We start from the raw sequence: 21,980 nt of genomic DNA, 5'->3' as shown, positions 1-21,980 counted from the left end.
AGGGCCGGCCCGCGGCCGCCGGCGCCGGTAAGGCGCCAGGCTCAGGGGTCGGCCTTCAGCGTTCCCGCGAGTTATTTTCCGGCTGCAAAGTTCCCCGTTGACAAATGTTGCCTGGCAGTGCTACCATCAAACTAGACTGAACATACTCGCATTTCCTCACTCTTCAACCCGGCGCCACTACAACTGAAGCTGCAACCCCGTCCAAAAAAGGGGGGCGATAGCAGGCACGACGCGCGTCTCATTCCAAGCGGACTTGGGAGGAGGAGCTACGCGGCATGAAGAAGTGCGTCATCACCGCGGCCTGCCGGACCCCCGTCGGCAATTTCGGCGGGGCTTTTCGTGACATGACCGCCACCCAGCTCGGGGTGGTCGCCGTCAGGGAAGTCATCAAGCGGGCCGAGATCGAAGCAAGCCAGATCGACGAGGTCGTTGTCGGCTGCGGCGGGATGCCGCCGAAGGAAGCCAACGTCGCCCGCCAGATCGCTCTTTTCGCCGGGCTGCCCATCGAGACCCCGGCCTTCAGCGTCCAACGGAATTGCGCCAGCGGTCTGCAAGCCATCACCAGCTCTGTCCAAGCCATCCAGGCGGGGGCTGGTGATCTTTATTTGGCCGCCGGCGTCGAGCAGATGTCCGGCGCGCCGTACCTGGTCTACGGCGCCAGGTGGGGCCTGAGGCTGCGCCCGACGACCTTCGACGACTCCATTTGGTGCGGCCTGATCGACCCCTTCGCCGAGATGATCATGGGCGAGACCGCCGAGCGGCTGGCCGAAAGGTACAACATTTCCCGCCAGGAGCAGGACGAGTGGGCGGTCCTTTCGCATAAGAAGGCCTTCATGGCCCAGCGGATGGGGAAGTTCAAGGACGAGATCGTCCCGGTCAGCGTGCCGAAGAAGCGAGGGGAGCCCGAGCTGGTCGTCAACGACGAGGGTCCGCAGGCCGGCCTGTCCCTCGAACGTCTGGCCCTTTACCCGACCATCTTCCGGGAGAAGAACGGGACGGTCACCCCGGGCAACGCCTGCCCGATGAACGACGCCGCCGGGGCGGTCATCGTCATGAGCGAGGAGAAAGCCAGGGAGCTCGGCAAGAAGCCGCTCGCCTACGTCAAGTCCTATGGCTTCGCCGGGGTCGACCCGAAGATCATGGGCATCGGTCCGGTCTACTCGACCCGCATCGCCCTCCAGCGGGCCGGTCTCGAGCTCAAGGACATCGGGCTGATCGAGCTGAACGAGGCCTTCGCCGCCCAGTACCTGGCCTGCCAGCGCGAGCTGGGCTTCAACAACGACATCGCCAACGTCAACGGCGGCGGGATCGCCCTCGGCCATCCGATCGGGGCCACCGGGCTGCGCCTGATCAACACCCTCACCTACGAGATGCGGCGCCGCGGCGTCAAGTATGGGTTGGCGACGATGTGCGTCGGCGGTGGCCAGGGCGGCAGCGTCATTCTTGAGCTGCCGGAGAACTGAGACCCAATCGACGGTAAGGGGGGTCAATGAGTGTACATCTTCAAGGCGGCCGTGATCGGGGCCGGGACGATGGGGTCAGAGATCGCCCAGGTCATCTCGTACAGCGGCCTGCCCGTGGTCCTCAAGGACGTCGAGCAGAGGTTCGTCGACAAGGGCCTGGAGAGGATCAAGTCGATCTACTACCGCCGGGTCAAGTCCGGGAAGATGAGCCAGGGCGAAGCCGACTCCAAGATCGGGCTGGTCGTCCCGGCCGTCGACTACAAGGAGTTCAAGGACGTCGACATCGTCATCGAGGCCGTCCCCGAGAAGATGGAGATGAAGCAGAAGATCTTCGCCGAGCTGGATCAGGTCTGCCCGTCGACGACCCTCCTCGCCTCCAACACCTCGGCCCTGTCCATCAGCGAGATGGCCTCGGCGACCAGGCGGGCGCCGCGGGTCGTCGGTCTCCACTTCTTCTTCCCAGCCAGCGTGATGAAGCTGGTCGAGGTCATCGCCGGCCGGGAGACCAGCGACGAGACGATGGACACGGCCGTCGAGTTCACCGAGAGCTTGCGAAAGTTGCCGGTCCGCGTCAAGGAGTGCCCCGGGTTCCTGGTCAACCGGGTCTTGATGGCCTCGATGGCCGAGGTCCTCAGGTTCCAGGAAGAGACCGGGACCCCCTACTCGGACATCGACGACCTGATGAAGGCCAAGGGCGGGGCGCCGATGGGGCCGTTCGTCCTGACCGACTCGCTGGGTCTCGACATTGCCCTGGACACCGCCCGCACCCTCGAAGCCGCCTACGGCGAGCGCTTCACGCCGCCCAACAACCTGGTCGAACTGGTCAAGGCGGGTCACCTCGGGGCCAAGGCCGGCAAAGGCTTCTTCGACTACACGGGCTAAGGAGGGAGACCGATGGATCCCAAGGCCGAACAGAACATCCTCGACCGGTCCCAGCTGATCGCCTTCGCCGAGGCCTGCCGGCTGCTGGACGAGGGCATCTCCAGCATGAAGGACATCGACCTGGCCATGCGGGCGGGCGCCGGCTACGCCGCCGGGCCATTCGCCATGGCCGACCAGATGGGCCTTGACGTCGTCCTGCAGAAGATGGAAGGCCTCCAGAAGCAGTACGGGGAGAACCGTTTCTACATCTCCTCGCGCCTGCGCGACCTGGTCGCCAGGGGCCACCTCGGGGTCAAGACCCAGAAAGGGTTTTACGAATACACCGGCGGCGCTCCGCAATAGCGGCGGCTCCGCCATCCACAAGGAGGGGAGACCATGGCTTTCAACACGATCATCCTGGAGAAGGAGCCCCCACTGGCGATCATCACCATCAACCGGCCGCCGGTCAACGCCCTGAACCCGGAGTGCATCGGCGAGTTGACCCAGGCCTTCAAGGAACTCCGCGACGACGCCTCGGTCCGGGTGATCATCATCACCGGGGCCGGCCAGTATACCTTCGTCGCCGGGGCCGACATCAGTTCCTTCGGGGCCGGTCAGGGCGAGCCGGGCGAGGCCGCCTTCGCCCAGATCCGCAACGGTCAGAAGCTGTTCACCGACATCGAGACCTACCCCAAACCGGTCATCGCCGCCATCAACGGGGTCTGTCTCGGCGGCGGTAACGAGCTGGCAATGGGTTGCGATCTCCGGATCGCCGCCGAGAGCGCCCGCTTCGGCCAGCCCGAGATCAACCTGGGGATCATCCCCGGCTGGGGCGGCACCCAACGCCTGCCGCGGCTGATCGGCAAGACCAAGGCGATGGAGCTTCTCCTGACGGGAGATATGATCAAGGCCCCGGACGCCCTGCGGGTCGGCCTGGTCAACAAGGTCGTCCCGGACAGCGAGCTCCTGACCACGGCCAAGAACGTCGGCCGGATGCTGGCGACCAAGGCCCCGATCGCTATGGCGGCCATCAAGAAGGCCGTCTTCCAAGGCCTCGACGCCTCGATCGAGGAGGGCCTCGACGTCGAGTTCAACGGGTCCGTCGAGTGCTTCAAGAGCGAGGACGGCGTCGAGGGCATCACCGCTTTCCTCCAGAAGCGGAAGCCGCAGTTCAAGGGGAAATAAGGGGGGGACCGACGTGGATTTCACCATCCCGGAAGACCTGGAGATGGTGCGCCGCACGGCGCGTGACTACTTCAACGACCGGATCCTGCCGGTCGTCGACAAGATCGAAGAAGAGGACGAGATCCCGCCCGAACTCATCAAGGAACTGGCTGAGATGGGCTTCTTCGGCCTGCCCTTCCCGGAAGAGTACGGCGGGGTGGGGATCGGCGAGCTCGGGTACTGCCTGGTTCTCGAGGAGATTGGCGGCTCGGCCCCCTTCGGCAACCTGATCGGGGCCCACACCGGCATCGGTTGCATGTCCATCTACCTCGGCGGAACCGAAGAGCAGAAGATGAAATACCTGCCCGACCTGTGCGCCGGGAAGAAGATCGCCGCCTTCGCCCTGACCGAACCGAACGCCGGTTCCGACGCGGCCAACCTTCAGACGACGGCCGTCCGGAAGGGCGACAAGTACATCATCAACGGCAGCAAGATCTGGATCACCAATGGCAACATCGCCGACGTCCTGGTCGTCTACGCGGTGACCGACAAGTCCCTCGGGGCCCGCGGGGGAGTCACCGCCTTCATCGTCCAGAAGGACTTCCCCGGCTTCAAGGTCGGCAAGATCGACCAGAAGATGGGCCTCCGCGGCTCCCACACGGCCGAGCTCATTTTCGAAGACATGGAGGTCCCGGCGGAGAACGTCCTCGGCGAGTTCGGGGCCGGCTTCGTCACGGCCATGAAGGCCCTTGACTGCGGCCGGATCGGGCTCGCCGCCGGGGCCGTCGGCGGGGCCCAGAAGCTCCTCGAGATGTCCATCCAGTGGTCCCAGCAGCGAGTCCAGTTCGGGCAGCCGATCGCCAACAACCAGGCCATCCAGTGGTATCTGGTGGACATGGCGACGAAGATCCACGCCGCCCGGCTGATGACCTACAACGCCGCCTGGAAGTACGACCAGGGGCAGAAGGTCACCCGCGAGGCCGCCATGGTCAAGCTCTACGCCAGCGAGATGGCTTGCGAGGTGGCCGACATGGCGGTCCAGGTCCACGGCGGGATCGGCTACATGAAGGAGTACCGGATCGAGCGGGCCTACCGTGATACCCGGATCCTCAAGATCTACGAGGGCACCAACGAGATTCAGAAGCTGGTCATCGCCCGCGAGCTGTTGAGGTCAGGCAAATGAAGGCCTTTGTCTGTCTGTCGGTGGCCTTCTCGACCTGGAACATCCTCTGGTCGATGGGGGCGCTCGACACCTCCGAGGCCCAACGAGAGCTGCCGGCGCTGGACCGGGCCGCCCTCGAGATGGCCAAGAAGGCCGGGGCGGAGGAGGTCGTCGCCCTAGGGTGGGTCTCGGCCGCCGACGAGTCGGTCTTCCGGCAGGCCCTCGCCTTCGGGGCCAACCGGGCCTTCCGGATCGCTCAGCCCCTGGCCGACGAGGCGGCCGTCGATCCGCTGGTCGTCGCCGGCGGCTTGGCCGAGGTCATCTCCAAGGTGGCTGGGGCGCCTGGTGCAGGTGACGAACCCGTCAAGGTCCTGGTCTTCTGCGGACAGGCCTCGGCCGAGTACGGCCGCGGGGCGGTCGGCCCGATGCTGGCCGAACTGCTCGGGGTACCGTGCGTCACCGGGGCCCGCTCCCTCGAGGGCGGGGCCGGCGGCCTGACCGTCCAGGCTTGGGAAGACGATGCTCTGGTCACTTACAGGATCGAAGGGCCGGCGGTGGTCACCGTCGGACCGGCCGCGCCGGCCCCCGGCAAGCCCAACATGCTGGCCGCGGCCAAGGCGATGAAGGCCCCCATCGAGACCGTCGAGGTCTCCCCGCGAGCCCCGGTTGTGAAGGCCCGCGGGGTCGTTTCCAACGAACAGAAACGCCGAGCCAGGGAACCCATTACCGGCTCGAACGTGGCTGAGTCGGTCCAGATCCTCCTGGGCCGCCTGCGGGAAAGGCGGGTGGTCTAGTTGCCGGAGAAGCTCAAGCTCGTTCCGGAGAAGTGCAACGGCTGCGGCCTGTGCCTTCAGGCTTGCGCCTTCTTCGCGGTCGACGTCGTCGACGGGAAGGCCGTCTTCGCCGAGAGCTGCGTCGAGTGCGGGGCCTGCGTCCCAGCCTGTCAGCCGGGGGCCATCGAGATGGCCGGGGAGGGGGCCGGGGCCAAGGCCGGCGGGCTGTGGGTCTACGTCCCCGAGGGCTCGTCCCCGGCGGCCGTCACGGCGGTCCGCCCGGTCGCCGACGAGCAGGGGACGACCGTCTCCGCCATAGTCACCGCTGAGCCCGCCGACCCGTCCCGTCTCTTCGCCGCCGGCGCCGACGAGGTCGTCGTCCTCAAGGGCCCGGCCGATCCGGCCGGACTGCTGATCGAGGCGGTCCTCAAGGAGGCCCCCTCGGCCCTTTACGGGCTGGCCGGTGCCGAGACCATGCGGGTCCTGCCAAGGGTGGCCGCCGCCGCCGGTTCGGCCTATGTCTCCCTGGCCGACGAACTGATGCCCGCCTACGGCGAAAAGGTCGTCGACGCCAATCGTCCCGTTTACTCCGGTCGCTTCCGGACGCGGATCACCCCGTCCGGTAAGACGACCGTCTTCTCCCTCGACCCGGTGGCTTTCTCGGCGGTCGGGCGCGACAGCGCCCGGCGGGGGCAGGTCAGGACCCTGGAACTGCCCGGGGCCAAGCGGCGGGACCTCGAACCGGTCTCCCGTGAGCCGACCCGCCGGGAGGTCCCACTGGCCCAGGCCCGCGTGGTCGTGGCCGGGGGCCCCGGCCTCGGCTCGGCCGGGAATTTCGCCAAGCTTCAGTCGCTGGCCGACCGTCTCGGCGGAGTGGTCGGGGCGAGCAAGGAGGCGGTCGACCTCGGTTGGGCCAAGCCGACCCAACTCGTCGACTCCTCGGCCGGCCCCATCTATCCGCACCTCTACCTGGCTTTCGGGATTGACGGCTCGACGACCCACAACGCGGCCATCGCCAAGGCCAGGGTCGTGGTGGCCGTGGTCGACAAGGCTGACGTCGGGCTCCTCAGCGTCGCCGACTTCATCGTCGCCCAGGACCCAGCGGCGGTCCTCGAGGCCATGCTCAGGGGCTGACTTGGGTGCCCCTCAGGCCGGGCCGCCCCGCAGGAGGGCCCAACGGAAAAGGCCGGCGGTCGCCTTGTTGGGGCGACCGCCAGCCGGGCCCGGCCCGTACGGCCGGGGGCATCATCGATCTTGTTCGCTCAGGTCTCCTTGGGCTGGCGGCCCCGGCGCTGTGGCTTCGTTCCCGCGGACTCGGCGTTCTTCTCCGCCTCGTGCCGGTTTCGCTCGGCCTCCTGCTCTTTGAACACCCGCAGGATGGCCCGCAGCGATGAAATCAGCATGCCCTGCTCCTCCGCCGCGAGTCCCTTCGCGAGTTCGGAGAAACGGCGCTGGCGCCTGGCGTTGACCAGCTCCGCCAGCTGTCGCCCATAGGAGGTCAGGGACACCCGAACGACCCGCCGGTCCTTCTCATCGTCCCGCCGCCGCACCAGAAAGGTCTTGACCAGCCGGTCCACCAGCCTGGTGCAGGCGCTCTCAGTCAGGTACATCTCAGTGGCCAACTCACCCATGGTGGCGTTGTCCGTGAAATACAGGACCAAGAGGGCGTTGATCTGGCCGGGGGTCACCCCGAGGCCGGTCAGCTCACGAATCTCTTCAGCTTCGAGGTATCGCATCACCCTGGGAAAGAGCTCCTGGATCGCCGAGACGAATGGTAGGTCCATCGCCATCTCCTGGGTCGATCAGTTTGTGGAACAGCGTCTAGTTTCGCCAAAATTATAACATCGCCCATCCAAAGGAGGCAAGGGCATGGAGGATGTCGTCATCACCAGCGCCGTACGGACGGCGGCCGGCCGGTACATCGGCGCCCTCAGGGATATCCCCCCGGAGATCCTCGGTTCCATTGCCGTCAGAGAGGCCATCCATCGCTCGGGCATCGACCCGGGGGCGGTCGACGAGATCATCATGGGCAACGTCCTCCAGACCAACGACGCGCCCAACCTGGCCCGCGTCGCCGCCCTGTGGGCCGACGTCCCGATCACCGTCCCCGCCTACACGGTTCACCGCCAGTGCGGCTCGGGCCTCCAGGCCGTGGTCAACGGGGCGATGCAGATCCAGACGGGGAACGCCGACATCGTTGTCGCCGGAGGGGCCGAGAGCATGACCCGAGCCCCTTACTACTTCGCCGAGGCCCGTCTCGGCTTCCGCCTGGGCCACGTGCAGCTCCTCGACCCCTTCGTCCGCAACTCCGAGCGGGCCGCGCCGCCGGAGAAGTTCGGCGCCATGAACATGGGGCTGACCGCCGAGAACCTGGCCGAGAAGTACCACACGACCCGGCAGGAACAGGACGCCTTTGCCGTCGCCAGCCACCAGAAGGCCGTCGCGGCCATCCGCGAAGGCCGTTTCAAGGACGAGATCGTTCCCGTCCCGGTCCCTCAGAAGGGCAAGGAGCCGCTCAGCTTCGACACCGACGAGCATCCCCGCCCGGATTCCTCCCTGGAGGGGCTGGGCCGTCTGAGCCCGGCCTTCAAGAAGGACGGCACGGTGACGCCGGGTAACTCCTCGGGGATGAACGATGCGGCCGCCGCCGTCGTCCTGATGAGCGCGACCAGGGCCGCCGCTCTGGGGTTGACGCCCATGGCCAGGGTGGTCAGCTTCGCGGCGGCCGGCGTCGAGCCATCGATCATGGGCATCGGGCCGGTTCCGGCCTGCCAGAAGGCCCTCGATAAGGCCCGCCTGACGATGGACGACATCGACCTGGTCGAACTGAACGAGGCCTTTGCGGCCCAGGCCCTGGCGGTCCTCAAGGAATGGCGGATGGTCGACGACCCGAGGGTCAATGTCAACGGCGGGGGGATCGCCCTCGGACACCCGCTCGGGGCCACGGGGGCCAAGCTGCTGACGACCATCATCCATGAGCTCAGGCGCCGCAACGCCCGTTACGGGTTGGTGACCCTGTGCATCGGCGGCGGCATGGGGATCGCCGCGGTCGTCGAACGGGTCTAGGTCCGAATAGCCAAAAAAAGGGCAGGTCCACGGGGCGGTCGCAAGGCAGGAGTTGGTCCGACCGCCCTCGAAATACTAGACCTATTTGTACCGACAGGCACAGCCGTCATCACCGACCTGCGGCGCGGCCGAGCCAGTGGGTCTGGATGGCATTGGCAAGGTCTGAGGTGAAGAAGGAGGCCGACCATGAAAGTAGCAGTCCTGGTTAAGCACGTCCCGGACACGGAGACCAGGATCCAGGTCAAACCGGGGGACAAGAAGATCAACGAAGAAGGCGTGACCTGCGTGGTGAGCCCGTTTGACGAGTTCGCCATGGAGGAGGCCCTCCTTCTCCGGGAGCGCCTCGGCGACGTCCAGATCACCGCCGTCACCCTCGGGTCACAGCGCGCCCAGGAAGCCCTGCGGACCTGTTTAGCCTTGGGCGCCGACGACGCCATCCTCGTCTCCGACCCGACCTTCGAGGGCGCCGATCCCTATGTCACCGCCAAGGCTCTGGCGGCGGCCCTGAAGGCCGGCAACTACGACCTGATCCTCGCCGGCAAGCAGGCGGTCGACGACGATGCCGCCTACGTCGGCGCGGCCGTCGCCGAGTTCCTAGACATCCCGGTGGTCAACTTGGTCACCAAGCTCGAGGTGAACAAGGGTGCCGGGACCGCCACCGCGACCCGCGATCTGGACGGCTACAGCCAGGTCATCGAGGTCAGGTTGCCGGCGGTCTTCACCGCCCAGAAGGGGTTGAACAACCCGCGTCTGCCGGCCCTGATGGGGATCATGAAGGCCAAGAAGAAGGAGATCAGGGTTCACAACGCCCAGGCTTTGGGCCTGGCCGGTGAGGGCGCCAAGGTCGAGGTCAAGGAGATGTTCGTGCCGTCCAAGGCGCGGAAGAACAAGGTCCTGACCGGCGCCGCCGCGGAGACCGCCCCCGAGCTCGTCAAACTCCTGGCCGAAGAGGCCAAGATCCTGTAAGAGGGGGAGCGAACATGGCTAAGGACATTTGGGCATTCGTCGAAGCGCGGGACGGAAAGCCGCGCAAGATCTCCCTCGAAGCCATCGGCAAGGGCCGCCAACTGGCCACCGCCCGGGGCGTCAGGCTCGCGGCCGTGGTCATCGGGGCCGACGTCGGGGCCGCGGCTGAGGAAGTGGCCAAGTATGGGCCGGACCTGGTCTACGTGGCCGAAGACGAGCGACTCAAGGACTACAACACCGAACCCTACACCCGCGTCCTGGGCGACCTGATCAAGGAGAACGGCCCGGCCGTGGTCATCTTCGGCGTCTCGGTGCTGGCCAAGGATCTGGCCGCCCGCCTCGCGGCGCGGCTCGGCGCGGCCCTCGCCGGCGACGTCATCGGTCTGGAGGGCGACGGGGAACTCGTCGCCACCCGGCCGGTCTACGCCGGCAAGGCTCAGGTCAAGCTCGGCTTCAAGGGCGACCCGATCCTCCTGACCATCCGTCCGAACGTCTTCCCGGCGGCGACCGCCAACGGCAAGTCCGGCGAAGTGATCAAGGTGGCCCCGAAGCTCGAGGACAAGGACTTCCGAGCGACCGTCAAGGAGACCATCGTCCCCAAGAAGGAGCGCGTCGACGTCCTCGAGGCGGATGTCATCGTCTCCGGCGGCCGGGGGATGAAGGGCCCCGAGAACTACGTCATCCTCGAGAAGCTGGCTGACCTTCTCGGCGCGGCCGTCGGCGCCTCGCGAGCGGCCGTCGACGCCGGCTGGCGGCCTTACAGTGACCAGGTCGGGCAGACCGGCAAGGTCGTCGGCCCGAACCTCTACATCGCTTGCGGCATCTCCGGGGCCATCCAACACCAGGTGGGGATGTCTTCGTCCAAGGTGATCGTGGCCGTCAACAAGGACCCGGACGCCCCGATCTTCAAGATCTGCGACTACGGCATCGTCGGCGACCTCTTCGAAGTCGTCCCGGCGGTGACCGAGGAAGTCAAGAAGCGCAAGGGCTAGACAGCCAAGGAGCGACGTCCAAGCGGTCGGCAGGCGTCTTTGCTCCGAGCACCGACGAAATGGGCCCGGGCCAGCGGCCCGGGCTCTTGCGCAACTGGGTGCCTATTTCATCGGGCCGGCCGGCACGCCCACCCCGAAGGGCCACCAGCGTTCGGCCATGCCGACCGAGACGGCCACGTTATAGACCATGTGGGTGAGGATGGAGGCCATCAGCGAGCCGGTCAACTGATAGACCGTTCCGAGGACGAGACCGGAAATCGCCGCCGAGACAGCATAGGGCCAGGTCACCTTGGCCCATCCGCCATGGGATAGTCCGAAAAGGGCGGAGGTGAGGGTCAGGCCGGCGACCGGCTGGATGGCCCCGCGGAAGAGGATCTCCTCGCCGATCGGCGGCAGGGTCACGCTGAGGAGCATCCCGAACCAGCCGACCTGGGCCAGGGAGGTCCGGATGACCTCGACCGCGGTGCCGTCGGTGGTCACCCTCAGGGCCGGCCAGAGGGAGTACATGACCACGGCGATGACGAAACAGACGGCCGCCCCTCCCGCCGCCAGCAGCACCCCGCGAAGGGTGAGGTCGAAGGCGGCCAACCGGATCGGCTGCCTGACCACCCAGGCCACGAAGATGCCCAGGGTGCCGAAGAAGACCATCGAAATCAGGGCCATGGTGACGACGCTCGGCTGCCGGCGGGTGCCGGCGAATTGGGCCGCCGCCCTGAGGCGGTTCGGTCGAGAGGCGGGCTTCCCGGGTTTGACCGGTCTGGCCATGGCGATCCCTCCGCTTCGAATCATTCTGGCAGCTCTCACTTCGACCCGGCCGCGGCCGGCTCCTGCCCCTGTCCGGGGTGGCGGGGAGGGCGGGTCTTTCGGGGCGGTCGCGCTTTTCTTGCCGGATCGGAGCCTGGGGGACAGTTGGGGGAGAGAGGCTTGCCAATGCCAAGAGCCATGCCCGAGCAAAGATTACCAGAGCCCGACGTCCTGCGGGCGGTGGGGATCGTTGCCGTGGTCATCATCCATTCCTCGGCCATCGCCCAGGGCGCGCTGACACCGGCCTCCCGGCTCTATCCGGTCTATTTCGGGCTGACCCGCCTGGTCCTCTTCGGCGTGCCGCTCTTCGTCTTCGTCAGCGGGCTGGTCCTGGGCCATCGCTACTCGGTGGGGCCATTCAGCGGCCGGACCTTCTACCGCCGGCGTCTGGCCACGGTGGTCGTTCCCTACGCCGCGTGGACGGCCATCTACTGGCTCTATTCGACCCTCGCGGCGGCCGGGCCCGATGGCCTCCCAGCCGCCCTGGCCACCTTGGCTACCAGAGCCTGGTGGGCCGGACTCGCCCGGGTCTTCTTCCTCGGGACCGCGTACTACCACCTGTACTTCGTGGTCATCATCGTTCAGTTCTACTTGCTCTTCCCGCTCCTCCTCGCAATGGGTCGAGCCCTGGCCGGGCGGCCACTGGTCGCGTTGCTCGGGGCCGCTCTCATCCACCTGGCCTACGCTCTCGGCGCCCGTCGTCTCGGGTGGGCCTTTAGTGACCGCTTCTTCCTGACCTACTTCGTCTTCTTCAGCGCCGGACTCCTAGCCGGCCTGCGCTTGCCGGCCTTCCGCCGGTTCGCCTCCGGGCATGAGAAGAGCCTGGCGGCGGCCTTCTGGGCCACCGCCGGGCTGTATGTCGGGTTCACCCTCTTGGTGCTGCTCCGCCCGGCCGGGTCGCCTTGGGCCCGCCTGGCCACCTCCGGGGCGGCCGGCCTGACCTCGGTCCTGATCTGGACCCTCTACTCCCTGACGGCGGGGGCCTACTTCCTTGCTCTGGCCTCCGGCCGGTGGCACGGGTGGCGCGGGCAGCGCTGGCTCCCGCCGCTCTTCATCGCTCTCGGCCGCGAATCCTTCGGCATCTATCTCATCCACCCGCTGGTCCTGGACGGCCTCGAGCGGCTGGCCGCGGCCGTGGGGCCGGTCTCGACCACGCTACGTTTCGGCCTCGAAGTTGCGGGCGCGTTGGGCCTCTCGTCCTTGACCAGCGGTCTTCTAAGGCGATTCCCCGTGACCTCCCGGCTCGTCGGGCGGTAGGTCGGCCGCGATCCGCTCGTCGATCCGGCGGATCAGGGAGTATGATGCGGGCGTGAAACGGCCCAGCCAAAAGCGGCTTTCGATCCAGATAATCCCTGGCCGAAGGGTCCACGCAGTTGCAGGAGATGGTCCGACGCTTCAAGATTTGGACCCGGGCAGAGCAGGCGAAGCTGACGCAAAGGCCCTTGCCGCCCGCCCCCGTCTCTCGGGGCCGCCGGCAAGGGCCTCTTTTGTTGCTTCGGCGTCACTTCGTCAGGTCGAGGCCGGGGCGGGGAAGGCCGGGGAGGGCCGGGGAGGGGGGCCTGAGTCGGCCGCCGTGTTTTCGGCCCCGCGGGCTAGGTGGCAGGCCACCTGGTGGCCCCCGCCGAGGTCGCGGAGGGCCGGTTCCTCGGCCTTGCAGCGGTCGATGGCGATCGGGCAACGGGTATGGAAGCGGCAGCCGGCTGGCGGGTGGACCGGGCTCGGCACATCGCCCTCGAGGACGATGCGCTCCCGGTGCTGCAGCGGGTCGGGGATGGGCACCGCCGAGAGAAGGGCCCGGCTGTAGGGATGGAGCGGGCTGTCGTAGAGGTCCTTCTCCGCCGCCAGTTCGACGATCTTACCCAGGTACATCACGCCGACGACGTCGGAGATGTGGCGGACCACGGACAGGTCGTGGGCGATGAACAGGTAGGTCAGACCGAGCCTCTTCTGGAGGTCCTCGAGGAGGTTGATAATCTGCGACTGGATCGAGACGTCAAGGGCCGAAACCGGCTCGTCGGCCACGATCAGCTTCGGGTTCAGGGCCAGGGCCCGGGCCACCCCGATGCGCTGCCGCTGGCCGCCCGAGAACTCATGCGGGTAGCGGCGGGCCTGCTCGGCCCGGAGACCGACCATCTCCAGGAGTTCCATGACCCGGTCGTGTTTGGCCTTGCCCTTGGCGATGCGGTGGACTTCGAGGGCCTCGCCGACGATCTGCTCGACGGGGATCCGCGGGTTGAGCGAGGCATAGGGGTCCTGGAAGACGATCTGCATCTCCCGGCGTTGTCTGCGGAGCTCCTCGCGGCCCATCTTGGCCAGGTCGCGGCCTTCGAAGAGGATCCGGCCGGAAGTCGGCTCGAGGAGCCTGAGGACCAGCCGGGCGGTGGTCGTCTTGCCGCAGCCGGACTCACCGACAAGACCGAAGGTCTTGCCCCGGGGGACATCAAAGGAGATGTCGTCGACCGACCGGACGTATCCGACCGGCCGGGCCAGGATGCCGCCCATCACCGGGAAGTACTTCTTCAGATGCTCTACGCGGACCAGGATGTCATCAGCCATTGGCCAGGGCCTCCTTCGCGTCGCTGCCCTTGCCGTCGTTGAGCCAGCAGGAGACGGCATGCTTGGTGCCGTCTCCATTGCCGCCGACCACCTGCAAGACGGGATCCTCACGGCGGCAACGGTCCATGACGCCGGGGCACCGGGAGGCGAAGCGGCAACCCGGCGGCAGGTTCATCAGGCTGGGGACGACCCCCTCGATGACGTGGAGGCGTTCCTTTGGCGCGTTCAAGCGGGGGATCGACATCAGGAGCCCCTGGGTGTAGGGGTGGCGCGGGTGCTGGTAGAGGTCGACGACCGGGGATTCCTCGACCACCTTGCCGGCGTACATGACCACGACCCGCTGGGCCATCTCGGCGACGACCCCGAGGTCATGGGTGATCAGCATGATCGCCGTGCCCAGCTCCTGCTTGAGTTTTTTCATCAGCTCGAGGATCTGGGCCTGGATGGTGACGTCGAGGGCCGTCGTCGGCTCGTCGGCGATGAGCAGCTTGGGGTTGCACGACAGGGCCATGGCGATCATCACCCGCTGCCGCATCCCCCCGGACATCTGGTGCGGGTACTCATTGACCCGCCGCTCGGGGAGGGGGATGCCGACCAGCCGGAGCATCTCGACAGCCTTGTCCATCGCTTCCCTGCGTTTCAGGCGCTGGTGCAGTTCGATGGCCTCGGCGATCTGGTCGCCAACGGTGAAGACCGGGTTCAGCGAGGTCATCGGCTCCTGAAAGATCATCGAGATGTCGTTCCCGCGGATCTTCCGCATCTCGTCCTCGCGGAGCTTGAGGATGTCGCGCCCGTCGAAGGTGATCCGGCCGGAAGCGACCTTCCCGGGCGGCCAGGCGATGAGGCGCATGATCGACAGGGCGGTGACGCTCTTGCCGCAGTCCGATTCGCCGACGACACCAAGGGTCTCCCCACGGTCGATGTGCAGGCTCACCCCGTCGACGGCCTTGACCAGACCGTCTTCGGTGTGGAACTCAGTATGGAGGTCTTTGACCTCGACCAGCGGCGGCATCAGATGGTCACTCCTTCAGCCTCGGGTCAAGGGCGTCGCGCAGCCCGTCACCAAGGAAGTTGATGGCCAGGACGGTCAGGAAGATCGCCAGCCCCGGAAAGACGACCAGGAGGGGCATGGTCAGCATGTAGGACTGGGCCGTGGACAGCATGTTTCCCCAGGTCGGCAGGGGCGGCTGAACCCCAAGCCCGAGGTACGACAGGGCCGACTCATACAGGATTGCGTAGGCCACGCCCAGGGTCGCGGCGACGATGACCGGAGCGAAGGCGTTCGGCATGATGTGACCGATCATAATCTGCTGGTCCTTGAGCCCAAGGGCCCTGGCGGCTTCGGCGAAGTCCTGCTGCTTGAGGGACAGGAAGGAGCTTCGGACCAACCTGGCCACGCCCATCCACGAAAGGCCGCCGATGATCAGGGTGATGGTCATCACCGAGGGTCCGATGAAAGCGGCCAGGACGATCAACAGGAAGAGGGCGGGGAAGGCCAGGACCATGTCGGTGAAGCGCATCAGGAGGTTGTCGATCAGGCCCCCGTAGTAGCCGGAGATGGACCCGATGACCATCCCGATGACCAGTGAGACGGCCATCGAGGCGAAGCCGACCCCCAGCGACACGCGGGAACCGAAGATCAGGCGAGAGAGGATGTCTCGGCCGAGTTCGTCGGTGCCGAGGAGGTGCACCGGGGAGCCGGGCAGCCCCGGGGAGCCGGGCGGCATCAGCTGATGGCCGGCGGTGAGGTCCTGGGTCTGGTAATTGTAGGGCGCCACCAGGGGTGCGGCCAGGGCGGCGAAGGCCAGGAAGACCAAGAAGGCGGCGGATGCCACGGCCAGTTTGTGTCGCTTGAAACGGCGCCAGATCATCCGGCCGGGGGATTGGACGGGCGCGACGACGACCGGGGCCTCGGCAGCGACTTGCGTCTCAGTTGCCACGGCTCTCGTCACCTCCCTCAGTCGTACTTGATCCGCGGATCGAAGAACCCGTAAGCGATGTCCGCGATCAGGTTGAACACGACCACCAGGGCTGCGCCGACGGTCAGGATGGCCATCAGGACGGTGTAGTCGCGGGACATGACCGAGTCATAGTACAGCCGACCCATGCCCGGCCAGGCGAAGATGGTCTCGGTGATCACCGCCCCGGTGAAGAACCCCGGAATCTCCAGGGCCATCACGGTGATCACCGGGATCATCGCATTCTTTAGGGCGTGCTTGTAGATGACCACCCGTTCGGCGAGTCCCTTGGCCCGGGCCGTGCGGATGAAGTCCTGGCGGACCACCTCCAGCATCGACGAGCGCATGTACCGGCTCCAGCCGGCGATCCCCCCGAGGGAGAGGACCAGGGAAGGCAAGACCAGGTGCCTCAAGCGGTCGATGAGATCGGTGCTGTCGGCACCGACGCTGATCATCCCGGCCGACGGCAGAATCCTCAGTTTGACGGCGAAGATGATGATGAGGATCAGTCCGAACCAGAACACTGGCATCGACACCCCGAAGAAGGAGAGGGTCGAGGCCGAGTAGTCGAAGATCGAGTAGCGCTTGGTGGCCGAGAGGATGCCGATCGGGATGGCCAGGACGACGGAGAGGACGAAGGACACGGCCATCAACTGGAGGGTGTTGGGCAGGCGGGCGGCGATGATGTCGATGACCGGCCGGCCCCGCCCGAGGGAGATTCCCCAGTCACCCCTGACCAGGGCCCAAAGCCATTTGAAGTACTGGATGTAAAGCGGCTGGTCGAAACCGAAGTTGCGGCGCATCCGCTCGATATCCTCCGGGGTCACGTGGGGGCTCATGGACATCAACGACACCGGGTCTCCCGGGGTCAGCCTCATGACGAGGAAGGAGATGACCGTGATCCCTAAAAGCAGGGGTATGGCCTGTAGGATTCGGCGGATCACGTATGTCCGCATTGGTTTGCCCCCTTGTATGGCATTGGCCGCGCGAACCCGAGGGCATTCTCAGTCAGTCCGAGGTGGGCTGCCGGATGCGCGTGGTGGCGCGGCCAACGGTCCCGATCAGGAATGCGGTGTGGGGCCCACCGGGCCGCCCGTCCCAGGCGGGCGGCCCGGTGGATAGCTGTGGGCTGGTGGCTACTGGGCGGCGACCCGGTTGAACTCCCACTCCCAGGCGTTCCAGAAGTTGGTCCTCAGGGTCGGGTTGGGCTTGAAGTTCTTCAGGCCGGTGTTGACCGCATCGAGGGTGGCCCGGTAATAGATGAAGATGGTCGGCAGCTCGGTGGCCAGGATCTCCTGGACCCGGCGATAGATCTGCTTCCTCTGGGCCACGTCCATGGTCTTCTGGCCCTGATCGAGCAACTGGTCCAGCTCGGCGTTCTTGTAGCCGACGTAGTTCTGGCCCTCGCCGATCTGCTTGGAGTGCCACAGGGTCAGGTCGTCGGGATCGACGCCGGACTGCCAAGCGTAGAGGGCGGCCTCGAATTGGCGCTTTTGGGTGGCCTCGAAGAAGGCAGCCGCCTCAGCGTTCTTGATGTTGACCTTGATCCCGACTTCGGCCAGGTTCTGCTGGAAGATCTGCTCGATCTTCTCCCGGGAGGCGTTGCCGGCGGTGGTGCCCAGGGTGAACTCGAACTTCTTCCCGTTCTTGACCAGGATGCCGTCGGAACCGGCCTTCCAGCCGGCCTCGGCCAGGAGGGCCTTGGCCTTGGCGACGTCGCGGGTGTACTTGGTGACGTTATCGTTGTAGTAGGGCGAGATGGGGACCTGGTCGGCGTTGGCGATCTGGACCCGCCCGTACATGACCGTATCGACGACGGCCTTGCGGTCAAAGGCGTACATGATCGCCTGGCGGACCTTGACGTCCGCGAAGATGCTGGGCTTGGTCAGGTCCTTCATGTCGTTCTCGTTGAGGTCGATGTGCTCCCAGAGGAAGCCCGGGGTGACGAAGGCCTGCTGGTTCTTGAGCCCCTGGATCTGCTGGAGCTGGTTCCAGTTGAAGCTCAGGAAGCCGTCGACCTCACCCGTCTGGAGCTGGGTGAACATGACGTTGGTATCGGGGACGATCTTGTAGATGATCGTCTGGACCTTCGGCTTGCCGCGGTAGTAGTTCTTATTGGCGGTGAACTCCAGGTAGCTACCTTCCTCGGTCTTGGTCAGGGTGTACGGGCCGGTGCCGACCGGGGTCTTCCAACCCGGGTCGTTGTTCAGGTCCTTACCGGCGTAGACGTGCTCGGGGACGACGATGTTGAACATCGAAAGGAAATCGGCGTAGACATCCTTCATGTGGAGGACGGCGGTGTAGTCGTCCGGGGTGTCGATGCTGCCGATGAGCTCATAACCAGAGCGGGAAACGACGTTGGTCTTCGGGTCCATGATCGCCTGCCAGGTGAACTTGACGTCCTTCGAGGTGAAGGGCTTCCCGTCACTCCACTTGACATCGTTACGGAGCTTGTAGGTGATGGTCTTGCCATCGGTCGACACGCCGCCGTTGGCGGTCGTCGGGACTTCCTTGGCCAGGGCCGGGATCCACTCGAGCTTGTCCGTGATCTGGACGAGCGGCTCGTAGATCAGGGTCTCGACCTCGGCCGAGGCGACCATTTCGCTGGTCAGCGGGTTGATGTCCTTCGGCTCCTGGAGGGAACCGATGATCAGCTTGCTCTTGCTGGAGGAACCCGAAGAGCAGCCGGCCAGGGCTGTCGTGGCGATGAGGGCCACGATCAGAAGGGCAATGACGGTGAACTTCTTGACCTTCAAAGTTCGCTCTCCCTTCGACATTGGAATTCCGCCGGAAAGGCTCTTTGCCCCCGGCGGTCGAACTGGGCCTCTGGGGCTGCGACACCTGGGAGTCGGACGCCCGATTGGAACGACGGGCCTTCGCCGAAAAAAAACGAAGAGGCGCGAAATTTCCCCTTACTCCCCCGCGAACAGGCGGAGCAAGGGCAGATCGCGGCCTCCGTTTCCCGGTCGGCCCGATATTCCCTTATTCTGGTGAAGCGGAACAAAACGGATCTGAGCCCGGGTCACGAGGAGCGTTCCCGGTGGCGGTCAGGACCGACCGATCCGCCGTTTGGTCAACTCATCGTAGCCGATCACCTTGCCGTCCTGGACCACGACGGTGAAACTGCCGAAGCGAGTATCCTTGAGGAACCGAAGTAGCTCGTTGAACCACTCATCATCCATGAGCTTGCGGAGGAAAGCCCGATCGGCCGGGAAGGCCGTCTCATGGCTGTGGGCCATGCTCATCAGCAGATGCCCCCAAGGAAAGCGAATTGTTGAGCAGTTGTCGCGATAGTTGCCACCTTGTCGCCGGTGCCGGGTCAGCGGGCTTCAGCGGTTTGGTCTCATTCGTCCCGTGATTTCAGCAATTGCCACCTGGCGCCGCATCGTTGTCATTATAGCACAGCTCCTGGCCCTGCAACGCACCCGAGACTGCGCCAAGCGGGGAGAATCTGGCGGAAAACCTGGGTCGCTCCCCCACAATTTCGGAAGAATCATCCAGGTCTGCACAGCAACGGAAGGGAATGCCCAACCTGGCAGTGGCCTTGACAATAGAGTTTAATATCAATTCTATATGAGCGGTCACAGCACCTTTTTTTGCATTCGCTTGAGGGTTCTGATAGCGGGCGGGTGGTCTGGGGGCCGAAAAATGGGCACTTGGAGACGCTACGGGTTCCGTCAGACCTTACTGATCGCGGTTCTGACCGTTGTCATGATTGGCGGACGGCCGGTTCAGGCCGATGGCTCCCCCAAGCGCCCGGCCCTCGCCGTTGGCCCACAGGCCGGCAGGAAGGGCGGGCGTCTGAGGTGAACCCATACGCAGGAGAGTCGGCTTGGAGGGTGGTTTTGTGAGCCTGCGGATCACGGTCTACGACGGCGCGGGGGTCATCGGCGGGAACAAGATCCTCGTCGAGACCGAGCGGGGGTCGATGTTCCTCGACTTCGGGATGGGATTCGCGGGGCGGGGGCGGTTCTTCGAGGAATTCCTCAAGCCGCGGTCGGCCCTCGGCCTGGTCGACCTGCTCGAGTTCGGGCTCCTGCCGCCCCTCGCCGGGCTCTATCGGCGAGACCTGGACCTGCCTGAGTGGCGGCTCTGGGACCGCTACCGCCGTCACCCCTGGTTCAGAACGGTGAAGGTGGACGGGGTCGTCCTGACCCATGCCCACCTCGACCACTCCGCCTACATTTCCTTCCTCGACCCAGACATCCCGGTCTACACCGGGCTGGTCACGGCGGTGATCGCCAAGGCCGCTCAGGATTCCGCCCCCAACGACCTCGAACGCGAGGTCTGCTACGCCACCCCACGCGAGGGTAGGGACGGGCTCTTGACCCCCGGTCACTACAAGAAGGTCCCTTACCGACAAAGGCCTTTCCGGGTCGTCGACCGCCCGGTGCCCGAGAATCTCTTGCCCTTCTGGGGCCAGGGGGGAAGCACCCGGGGGATGACCCCACAGATGCTGCGCGAGGTTGGCGACGGAGGGCTTGCCGGCCCCAGCCGTTTCGACCTCGGAGGTTTACGGCTCGCCTACTTCCCGGTCGATCATTCGATCCCCGGGGCGGGCGCTTTCGCCGTCGAGACCGACCAAGGGTGGTTGGTCTACACCGGCGATTTGCGGTTGCACGGGCAGGGGAGGGGGCAGACCGAAGCCTTCCGCGACGCCGCCGCGCGGCTCAAGCCGTTCATCCTGATCAGCGAAGGGACGCATCCGTCGACTCACCGCCCGGTGGCCGAGGAGGAGGTCTATAACCGCGCCCGGGTCGCCGTCACGAAGGAGCGGGGCTTGGTCGTGGCCGACTTCGGGCCCCGCAACGTCGAGAGGCTCCTGACCTTCCTCCGCATCGCCCGGGAGACCGGCCGGCGCCTGGCCATCACGGCCAAGGACGCTTTCCTCCTAGAGGCCATGGCCAAGGCCGACCCGGCCACACCCGACCCGCTGACCGAGGATGGTTTCGTCGTCTACGGCGAGGCCCGGCTGAGCCGCGAGACGTGGGAACGGACCTTGCTTGAGCGATACGCCGGCAAGGTCAAGACCGCCCGCGACATCGCCGCCGGCCAGGCCGACTACATCCTGTGTTTCGGCTTCTTCGACCTCTCAGAGCTGATCGACATCCGCCCCTCGGGCGGAACTTACGTCTACTCCTCGAGCGAGGCCTTCAGCGAGGAGATGGCCATCGACCTGGCCCGCCTGCGCAACTGGGTGAACCACTTCGGACTGACGATGGCCGGCGACCCCAGCCGTGAGAAGGGTTTCCACGCCTCCGGTCACATCCACGGCCCGGGCCTCGAGGATCTCATCCGGACCATCAGACCCCGTTACCTCCTGCCCGTGCACACCGAGAGCCCCGATTTCTTCGACCGTCCGGGTGACTCCGACTGGCCCTTGGTGGTCTGGCCGGAGGTCGGCCGGAGCTACGAGTTCGCCGATGGCTCACTCCGGGAGCCGGCACCCAATGATCGCGGAAAGGACTGATGGGATCATCGAGACAAGGGACGACAGCCCAACAGGGCTGAGGACAGAACCGGGAGCGCGAATCAAGGCCGTCCTCTTCGACCTCGATGGGACCCTCCTCGACACGATCGCGCTGATCCTGGCGTCTTACCGCCACACGGCACGGGTTTGCCTCGAGCGCGAGATCGACGAGGCCTGGGTCATGGCCCACCTGGGAGACCCTTTGACCGTCACGATGGCCGAAGTCTGTGCCGAGCGGCTGGACGAGCTGATCACCGTCTATCGCCAGCACAACCTGGCCGAGCATGATCGGCTGACCAAGCTTTTCCCGGGCGTCCGCGAGGCCCTTCAGGCCCTCGAAGCGCTTGGGCTGCGGATGGCAGTCGTCTCTTCGAAGATGCGGCTGACCGTTCACCGGGGCCTCGACTTGTTCCAGTTGACTCCCTTTTTTGACCACGTCATCGCCCTCGAGGACTGCCCCAGGCACAAACCAGACCCGGGACCGGTCCTGACTGCCCTGGAGCGGCTGGGCATCGCGCCCGTCGAGGCGGTGATGGTCGGGGATAGCCCGGCCGATGTCCTGGCGGCCAAGGCGGCCGGGGCTAGGGCGGTGGCCGTCGGCTGGAGCCGGTCGGACCCGAAGCTGATCGACGAGGCTGGCCCGACGGCGACCGTCTCCACCATGGCGCAACTGGTTGGCCTGATCGATGAGTGGGGGGCGACGGACGGCCCCCGCCGATGAGCCTCAAGAACGACGAAGGACCGC

General features: G+C 66.0%; 21 protein-coding genes. 13 read left to right on the top strand and 8 right to left on the bottom strand.

Going from position 1 to position 21,980, the window contains the following annotated elements; genetic code table 11:
• Window positions 1–275: 275 nt before the first annotated feature.
• Genes VGL40_00325 through VGL40_00295 form a run of 7 tightly spaced genes read left to right on the top strand, consistent with a single transcriptional unit; the run spans window position 276 to window position 6,557 of the window.
• Window positions 276–1,463, top strand: a complete 1,188-nt coding sequence (locus tag VGL40_00325; GenBank protein HEY3313720.1) for a thiolase family protein — start codon at window positions 276–278, stop codon at window positions 1,461–1,463.
• Window positions 1,464–1,493: 30 nt separating this feature from the next.
• Window positions 1,494–2,345 carry a 3-hydroxyacyl-CoA dehydrogenase family protein gene (locus VGL40_00320; GenBank protein HEY3313719.1) on the top strand — a complete coding sequence of 284 codons (852 nt, stop codon included), beginning with the start codon at window positions 1,494–1,496 and terminating at the stop codon, window positions 2,343–2,345.
• A 12-nt stretch (window positions 2,346–2,357) separates the two neighbouring features.
• Window positions 2,358–2,687, top strand: coding sequence for a 3-hydroxyacyl-CoA dehydrogenase family protein (locus VGL40_00315; protein ID HEY3313718.1), 330 nt, complete (start codon window positions 2,358–2,360; stop codon window positions 2,685–2,687).
• A gap of 33 nt (window positions 2,688–2,720) precedes the next feature.
• A complete protein-coding gene (locus VGL40_00310) occupies window positions 2,721–3,509 on the top strand; it encodes an enoyl-CoA hydratase-related protein (GenBank protein HEY3313717.1) in 789 nt (262 codons plus the stop codon).
• Window positions 3,510–3,522: 13 nt separating this feature from the next.
• Window positions 3,523–4,671, top strand: a complete 1,149-nt coding sequence (locus tag VGL40_00305; GenBank protein ID HEY3313716.1) for an acyl-CoA dehydrogenase family protein — start codon at window positions 3,523–3,525, stop codon at window positions 4,669–4,671.
• Window positions 4,668–5,444: a hypothetical protein gene (locus tag VGL40_00300; GenBank protein HEY3313715.1), complete on the top strand. Its 777-nt coding sequence runs from the start codon at window positions 4,668–4,670 to the stop codon at window positions 5,442–5,444. Before VGL40_00305 ends, VGL40_00300 begins: the two co-directional genes overlap by 4 nt.
• A complete protein-coding gene (locus VGL40_00295) occupies window positions 5,445–6,557 on the top strand; it encodes an FAD-binding protein (GenBank protein ID HEY3313714.1) in 1,113 nt (370 codons plus the stop codon).
• A gap of 128 nt (window positions 6,558–6,685) precedes the next feature.
• Here the strand turns inward: VGL40_00295 and VGL40_00290 are convergent, their stop codons facing one another.
• Window positions 6,686–7,207 (bottom strand): MarR family transcriptional regulator, encoded by a 522-nt coding sequence (locus VGL40_00290; protein HEY3313713.1) that lies wholly within the window; start codon window positions 7,205–7,207, stop codon window positions 6,686–6,688.
• An 85-nt stretch (window positions 7,208–7,292) separates the two neighbouring features.
• Between VGL40_00290 and VGL40_00285 the strand changes: the two genes are divergently transcribed.
• From VGL40_00285 to VGL40_00275, 3 genes are all read left to right on the top strand, one after another.
• Complete coding sequence (locus tag VGL40_00285) at window positions 7,293–8,489, top strand: acetyl-CoA C-acetyltransferase (protein HEY3313712.1); 1,197 nt, start codon at window positions 7,293–7,295, stop codon at window positions 8,487–8,489.
• 186 nt (window positions 8,490–8,675) lie between these two features.
• Entirely contained in the window at window positions 8,676–9,455 is a 780-nt protein-coding gene (locus VGL40_00280) for an electron transfer flavoprotein subunit beta/FixA family protein (GenBank protein ID HEY3313711.1), read from the top strand.
• A 14-nt stretch (window positions 9,456–9,469) separates the two neighbouring features.
• A complete protein-coding gene (locus VGL40_00275) occupies window positions 9,470–10,447 on the top strand; it encodes an electron transfer flavoprotein subunit alpha/FixB family protein (GenBank protein ID HEY3313710.1) in 978 nt (325 codons plus the stop codon).
• Between the two features lie 102 nt (window positions 10,448–10,549).
• Here the strand turns inward: VGL40_00275 and VGL40_00270 are convergent, their stop codons facing one another.
• On the bottom strand, window positions 10,550–11,212 hold the full coding sequence (locus VGL40_00270; protein HEY3313709.1) for a CPBP family intramembrane glutamic endopeptidase: 663 nt from the start codon (window positions 11,210–11,212) through the stop codon (window positions 10,550–10,552).
• Window positions 11,213–11,377: 165 nt separating this feature from the next.
• Between VGL40_00270 and VGL40_00265 the strand changes: the two genes are divergently transcribed.
• Window positions 11,378–12,508 carry an acyltransferase gene (locus VGL40_00265; protein HEY3313708.1) on the top strand — a complete coding sequence of 377 codons (1,131 nt, stop codon included), beginning with the start codon at window positions 11,378–11,380 and terminating at the stop codon, window positions 12,506–12,508.
• A gap of 252 nt (window positions 12,509–12,760) precedes the next feature.
• Here the strand turns inward: VGL40_00265 and VGL40_00260 are convergent, their stop codons facing one another.
• The 6 genes from VGL40_00260 to VGL40_00235 all read right to left on the bottom strand — a co-directional run bounded on the left by VGL40_00260 (window position 12,761) and on the right by VGL40_00235 (window position 19,010).
• Window positions 12,761–13,807, bottom strand: a complete 1,047-nt coding sequence (locus VGL40_00260; GenBank protein ID HEY3313707.1) for a dipeptide ABC transporter ATP-binding protein — start codon at window positions 13,805–13,807, stop codon at window positions 12,761–12,763.
• Complete coding sequence (locus VGL40_00255) at window positions 13,800–14,819, bottom strand: ABC transporter ATP-binding protein (protein ID HEY3313706.1); 1,020 nt, start codon at window positions 14,817–14,819, stop codon at window positions 13,800–13,802. The genes VGL40_00260 and VGL40_00255 overlap by 8 nt, the downstream gene beginning before the upstream one ends.
• A 7-nt stretch (window positions 14,820–14,826) precedes the next feature.
• The gene (locus tag VGL40_00250) at window positions 14,827–15,747 is read right to left on the bottom strand and encodes an ABC transporter permease (protein ID HEY3313705.1); all 921 of its coding nucleotides are present in this window, start codon (window positions 15,745–15,747) and stop codon (window positions 14,827–14,829) included.
• Window positions 15,748–15,764: 17 nt separating this feature from the next.
• A complete protein-coding gene (locus tag VGL40_00245; protein HEY3313704.1) occupies window positions 15,765–16,721 on the bottom strand; it encodes an ABC transporter permease in 957 nt (318 codons plus the stop codon).
• 180 nt (window positions 16,722–16,901) lie between these two features.
• Window positions 16,902–18,521: a peptide ABC transporter substrate-binding protein gene (locus VGL40_00240; protein ID HEY3313703.1), complete on the bottom strand. Its 1,620-nt coding sequence runs from the start codon at window positions 18,519–18,521 to the stop codon at window positions 16,902–16,904.
• 291 nt (window positions 18,522–18,812) lie between these two features.
• A complete protein-coding gene (locus VGL40_00235) occupies window positions 18,813–19,010 on the bottom strand; it encodes a YezD family protein (GenBank protein ID HEY3313702.1) in 198 nt (65 codons plus the stop codon).
• A 602-nt stretch (window positions 19,011–19,612) separates the two neighbouring features.
• Here VGL40_00235 and VGL40_00230 point away from each other — a divergent pair.
• Both VGL40_00230 and VGL40_00225 read left to right on the top strand, forming a co-directional pair.
• Window positions 19,613–21,235 (top strand): exonuclease, encoded by a 1,623-nt coding sequence (locus tag VGL40_00230; protein ID HEY3313701.1) that lies wholly within the window; start codon window positions 19,613–19,615, stop codon window positions 21,233–21,235.
• Window positions 21,216–21,956, top strand: coding sequence for an HAD-IA family hydrolase (locus tag VGL40_00225; protein ID HEY3313700.1), 741 nt, complete (start codon window positions 21,216–21,218; stop codon window positions 21,954–21,956). The genes VGL40_00230 and VGL40_00225 overlap by 20 nt, the downstream gene beginning before the upstream one ends.
• The last annotated feature ends 24 nt before the right edge of the window (window positions 21,957–21,980 follow it).

It is taken from the genome of Bacillota bacterium, from assembly GCA_036504675.1.
GTDB lineage: Bacteria > Bacillota > Sulfobacillia > JAJYWN01 > JAJZPE01 > DASXUT01.
The sequence above is the reverse complement of the archived record's forward strand: the minus strand, read 5'-3'. Positions and strand labels throughout refer to the sequence as shown.

Excerpts from the sequence above, each read along its gene's own strand:
- VGL40_00225 (HEY3313700.1), top strand. The coding sequence starts at position 21,216 with ATGATCGCGGAAAGGACTGATGGGATCATCGAGACAAGGGACGACAGC.
- VGL40_00260 (HEY3313707.1), bottom strand. The coding sequence starts at position 13,807 with ATGGCTGATGACATCCTGGTCCGCGTAGAGCATCTGAAGAAGTACTTC.
- VGL40_00235 (HEY3313702.1), bottom strand. The coding sequence starts at position 19,010 with ATGAGCATGGCCCACAGCCATGAGACGGCCTTCCCGGCCGATCGGGCT.
- VGL40_00310 (HEY3313717.1), top strand. The coding sequence starts at position 2,721 with ATGGCTTTCAACACGATCATCCTGGAGAAGGAGCCCCCACTGGCGATC.
- VGL40_00245 (HEY3313704.1), bottom strand. The coding sequence starts at position 16,721 with ATGCGGACATACGTGATCCGCCGAATCCTACAGGCCATACCCCTGCTT.
- VGL40_00300 (HEY3313715.1), top strand. The coding sequence starts at position 4,668 with ATGAAGGCCTTTGTCTGTCTGTCGGTGGCCTTCTCGACCTGGAACATC.
- VGL40_00285 (HEY3313712.1), top strand. The coding sequence starts at position 7,293 with ATGGAGGATGTCGTCATCACCAGCGCCGTACGGACGGCGGCCGGCCGG.
- VGL40_00290 (HEY3313713.1), bottom strand. The coding sequence starts at position 7,207 with ATGGACCTACCATTCGTCTCGGCGATCCAGGAGCTCTTTCCCAGGGTG.
- VGL40_00265 (HEY3313708.1), top strand. The coding sequence starts at position 11,378 with ATGCCAAGAGCCATGCCCGAGCAAAGATTACCAGAGCCCGACGTCCTG.
- VGL40_00255 (HEY3313706.1), bottom strand. The coding sequence starts at position 14,819 with ATGCCGCCGCTGGTCGAGGTCAAAGACCTCCATACTGAGTTCCACACC.
- VGL40_00280 (HEY3313711.1), top strand. The coding sequence starts at position 8,676 with ATGAAAGTAGCAGTCCTGGTTAAGCACGTCCCGGACACGGAGACCAGG.
- VGL40_00270 (HEY3313709.1), bottom strand. The coding sequence starts at position 11,212 with ATGGCCAGACCGGTCAAACCCGGGAAGCCCGCCTCTCGACCGAACCGC.
- VGL40_00315 (HEY3313718.1), top strand. The coding sequence starts at position 2,358 with ATGGATCCCAAGGCCGAACAGAACATCCTCGACCGGTCCCAGCTGATC.
- VGL40_00325 (HEY3313720.1), top strand. The coding sequence starts at position 276 with ATGAAGAAGTGCGTCATCACCGCGGCCTGCCGGACCCCCGTCGGCAAT.
- VGL40_00275 (HEY3313710.1), top strand. The coding sequence starts at position 9,470 with ATGGCTAAGGACATTTGGGCATTCGTCGAAGCGCGGGACGGAAAGCCG.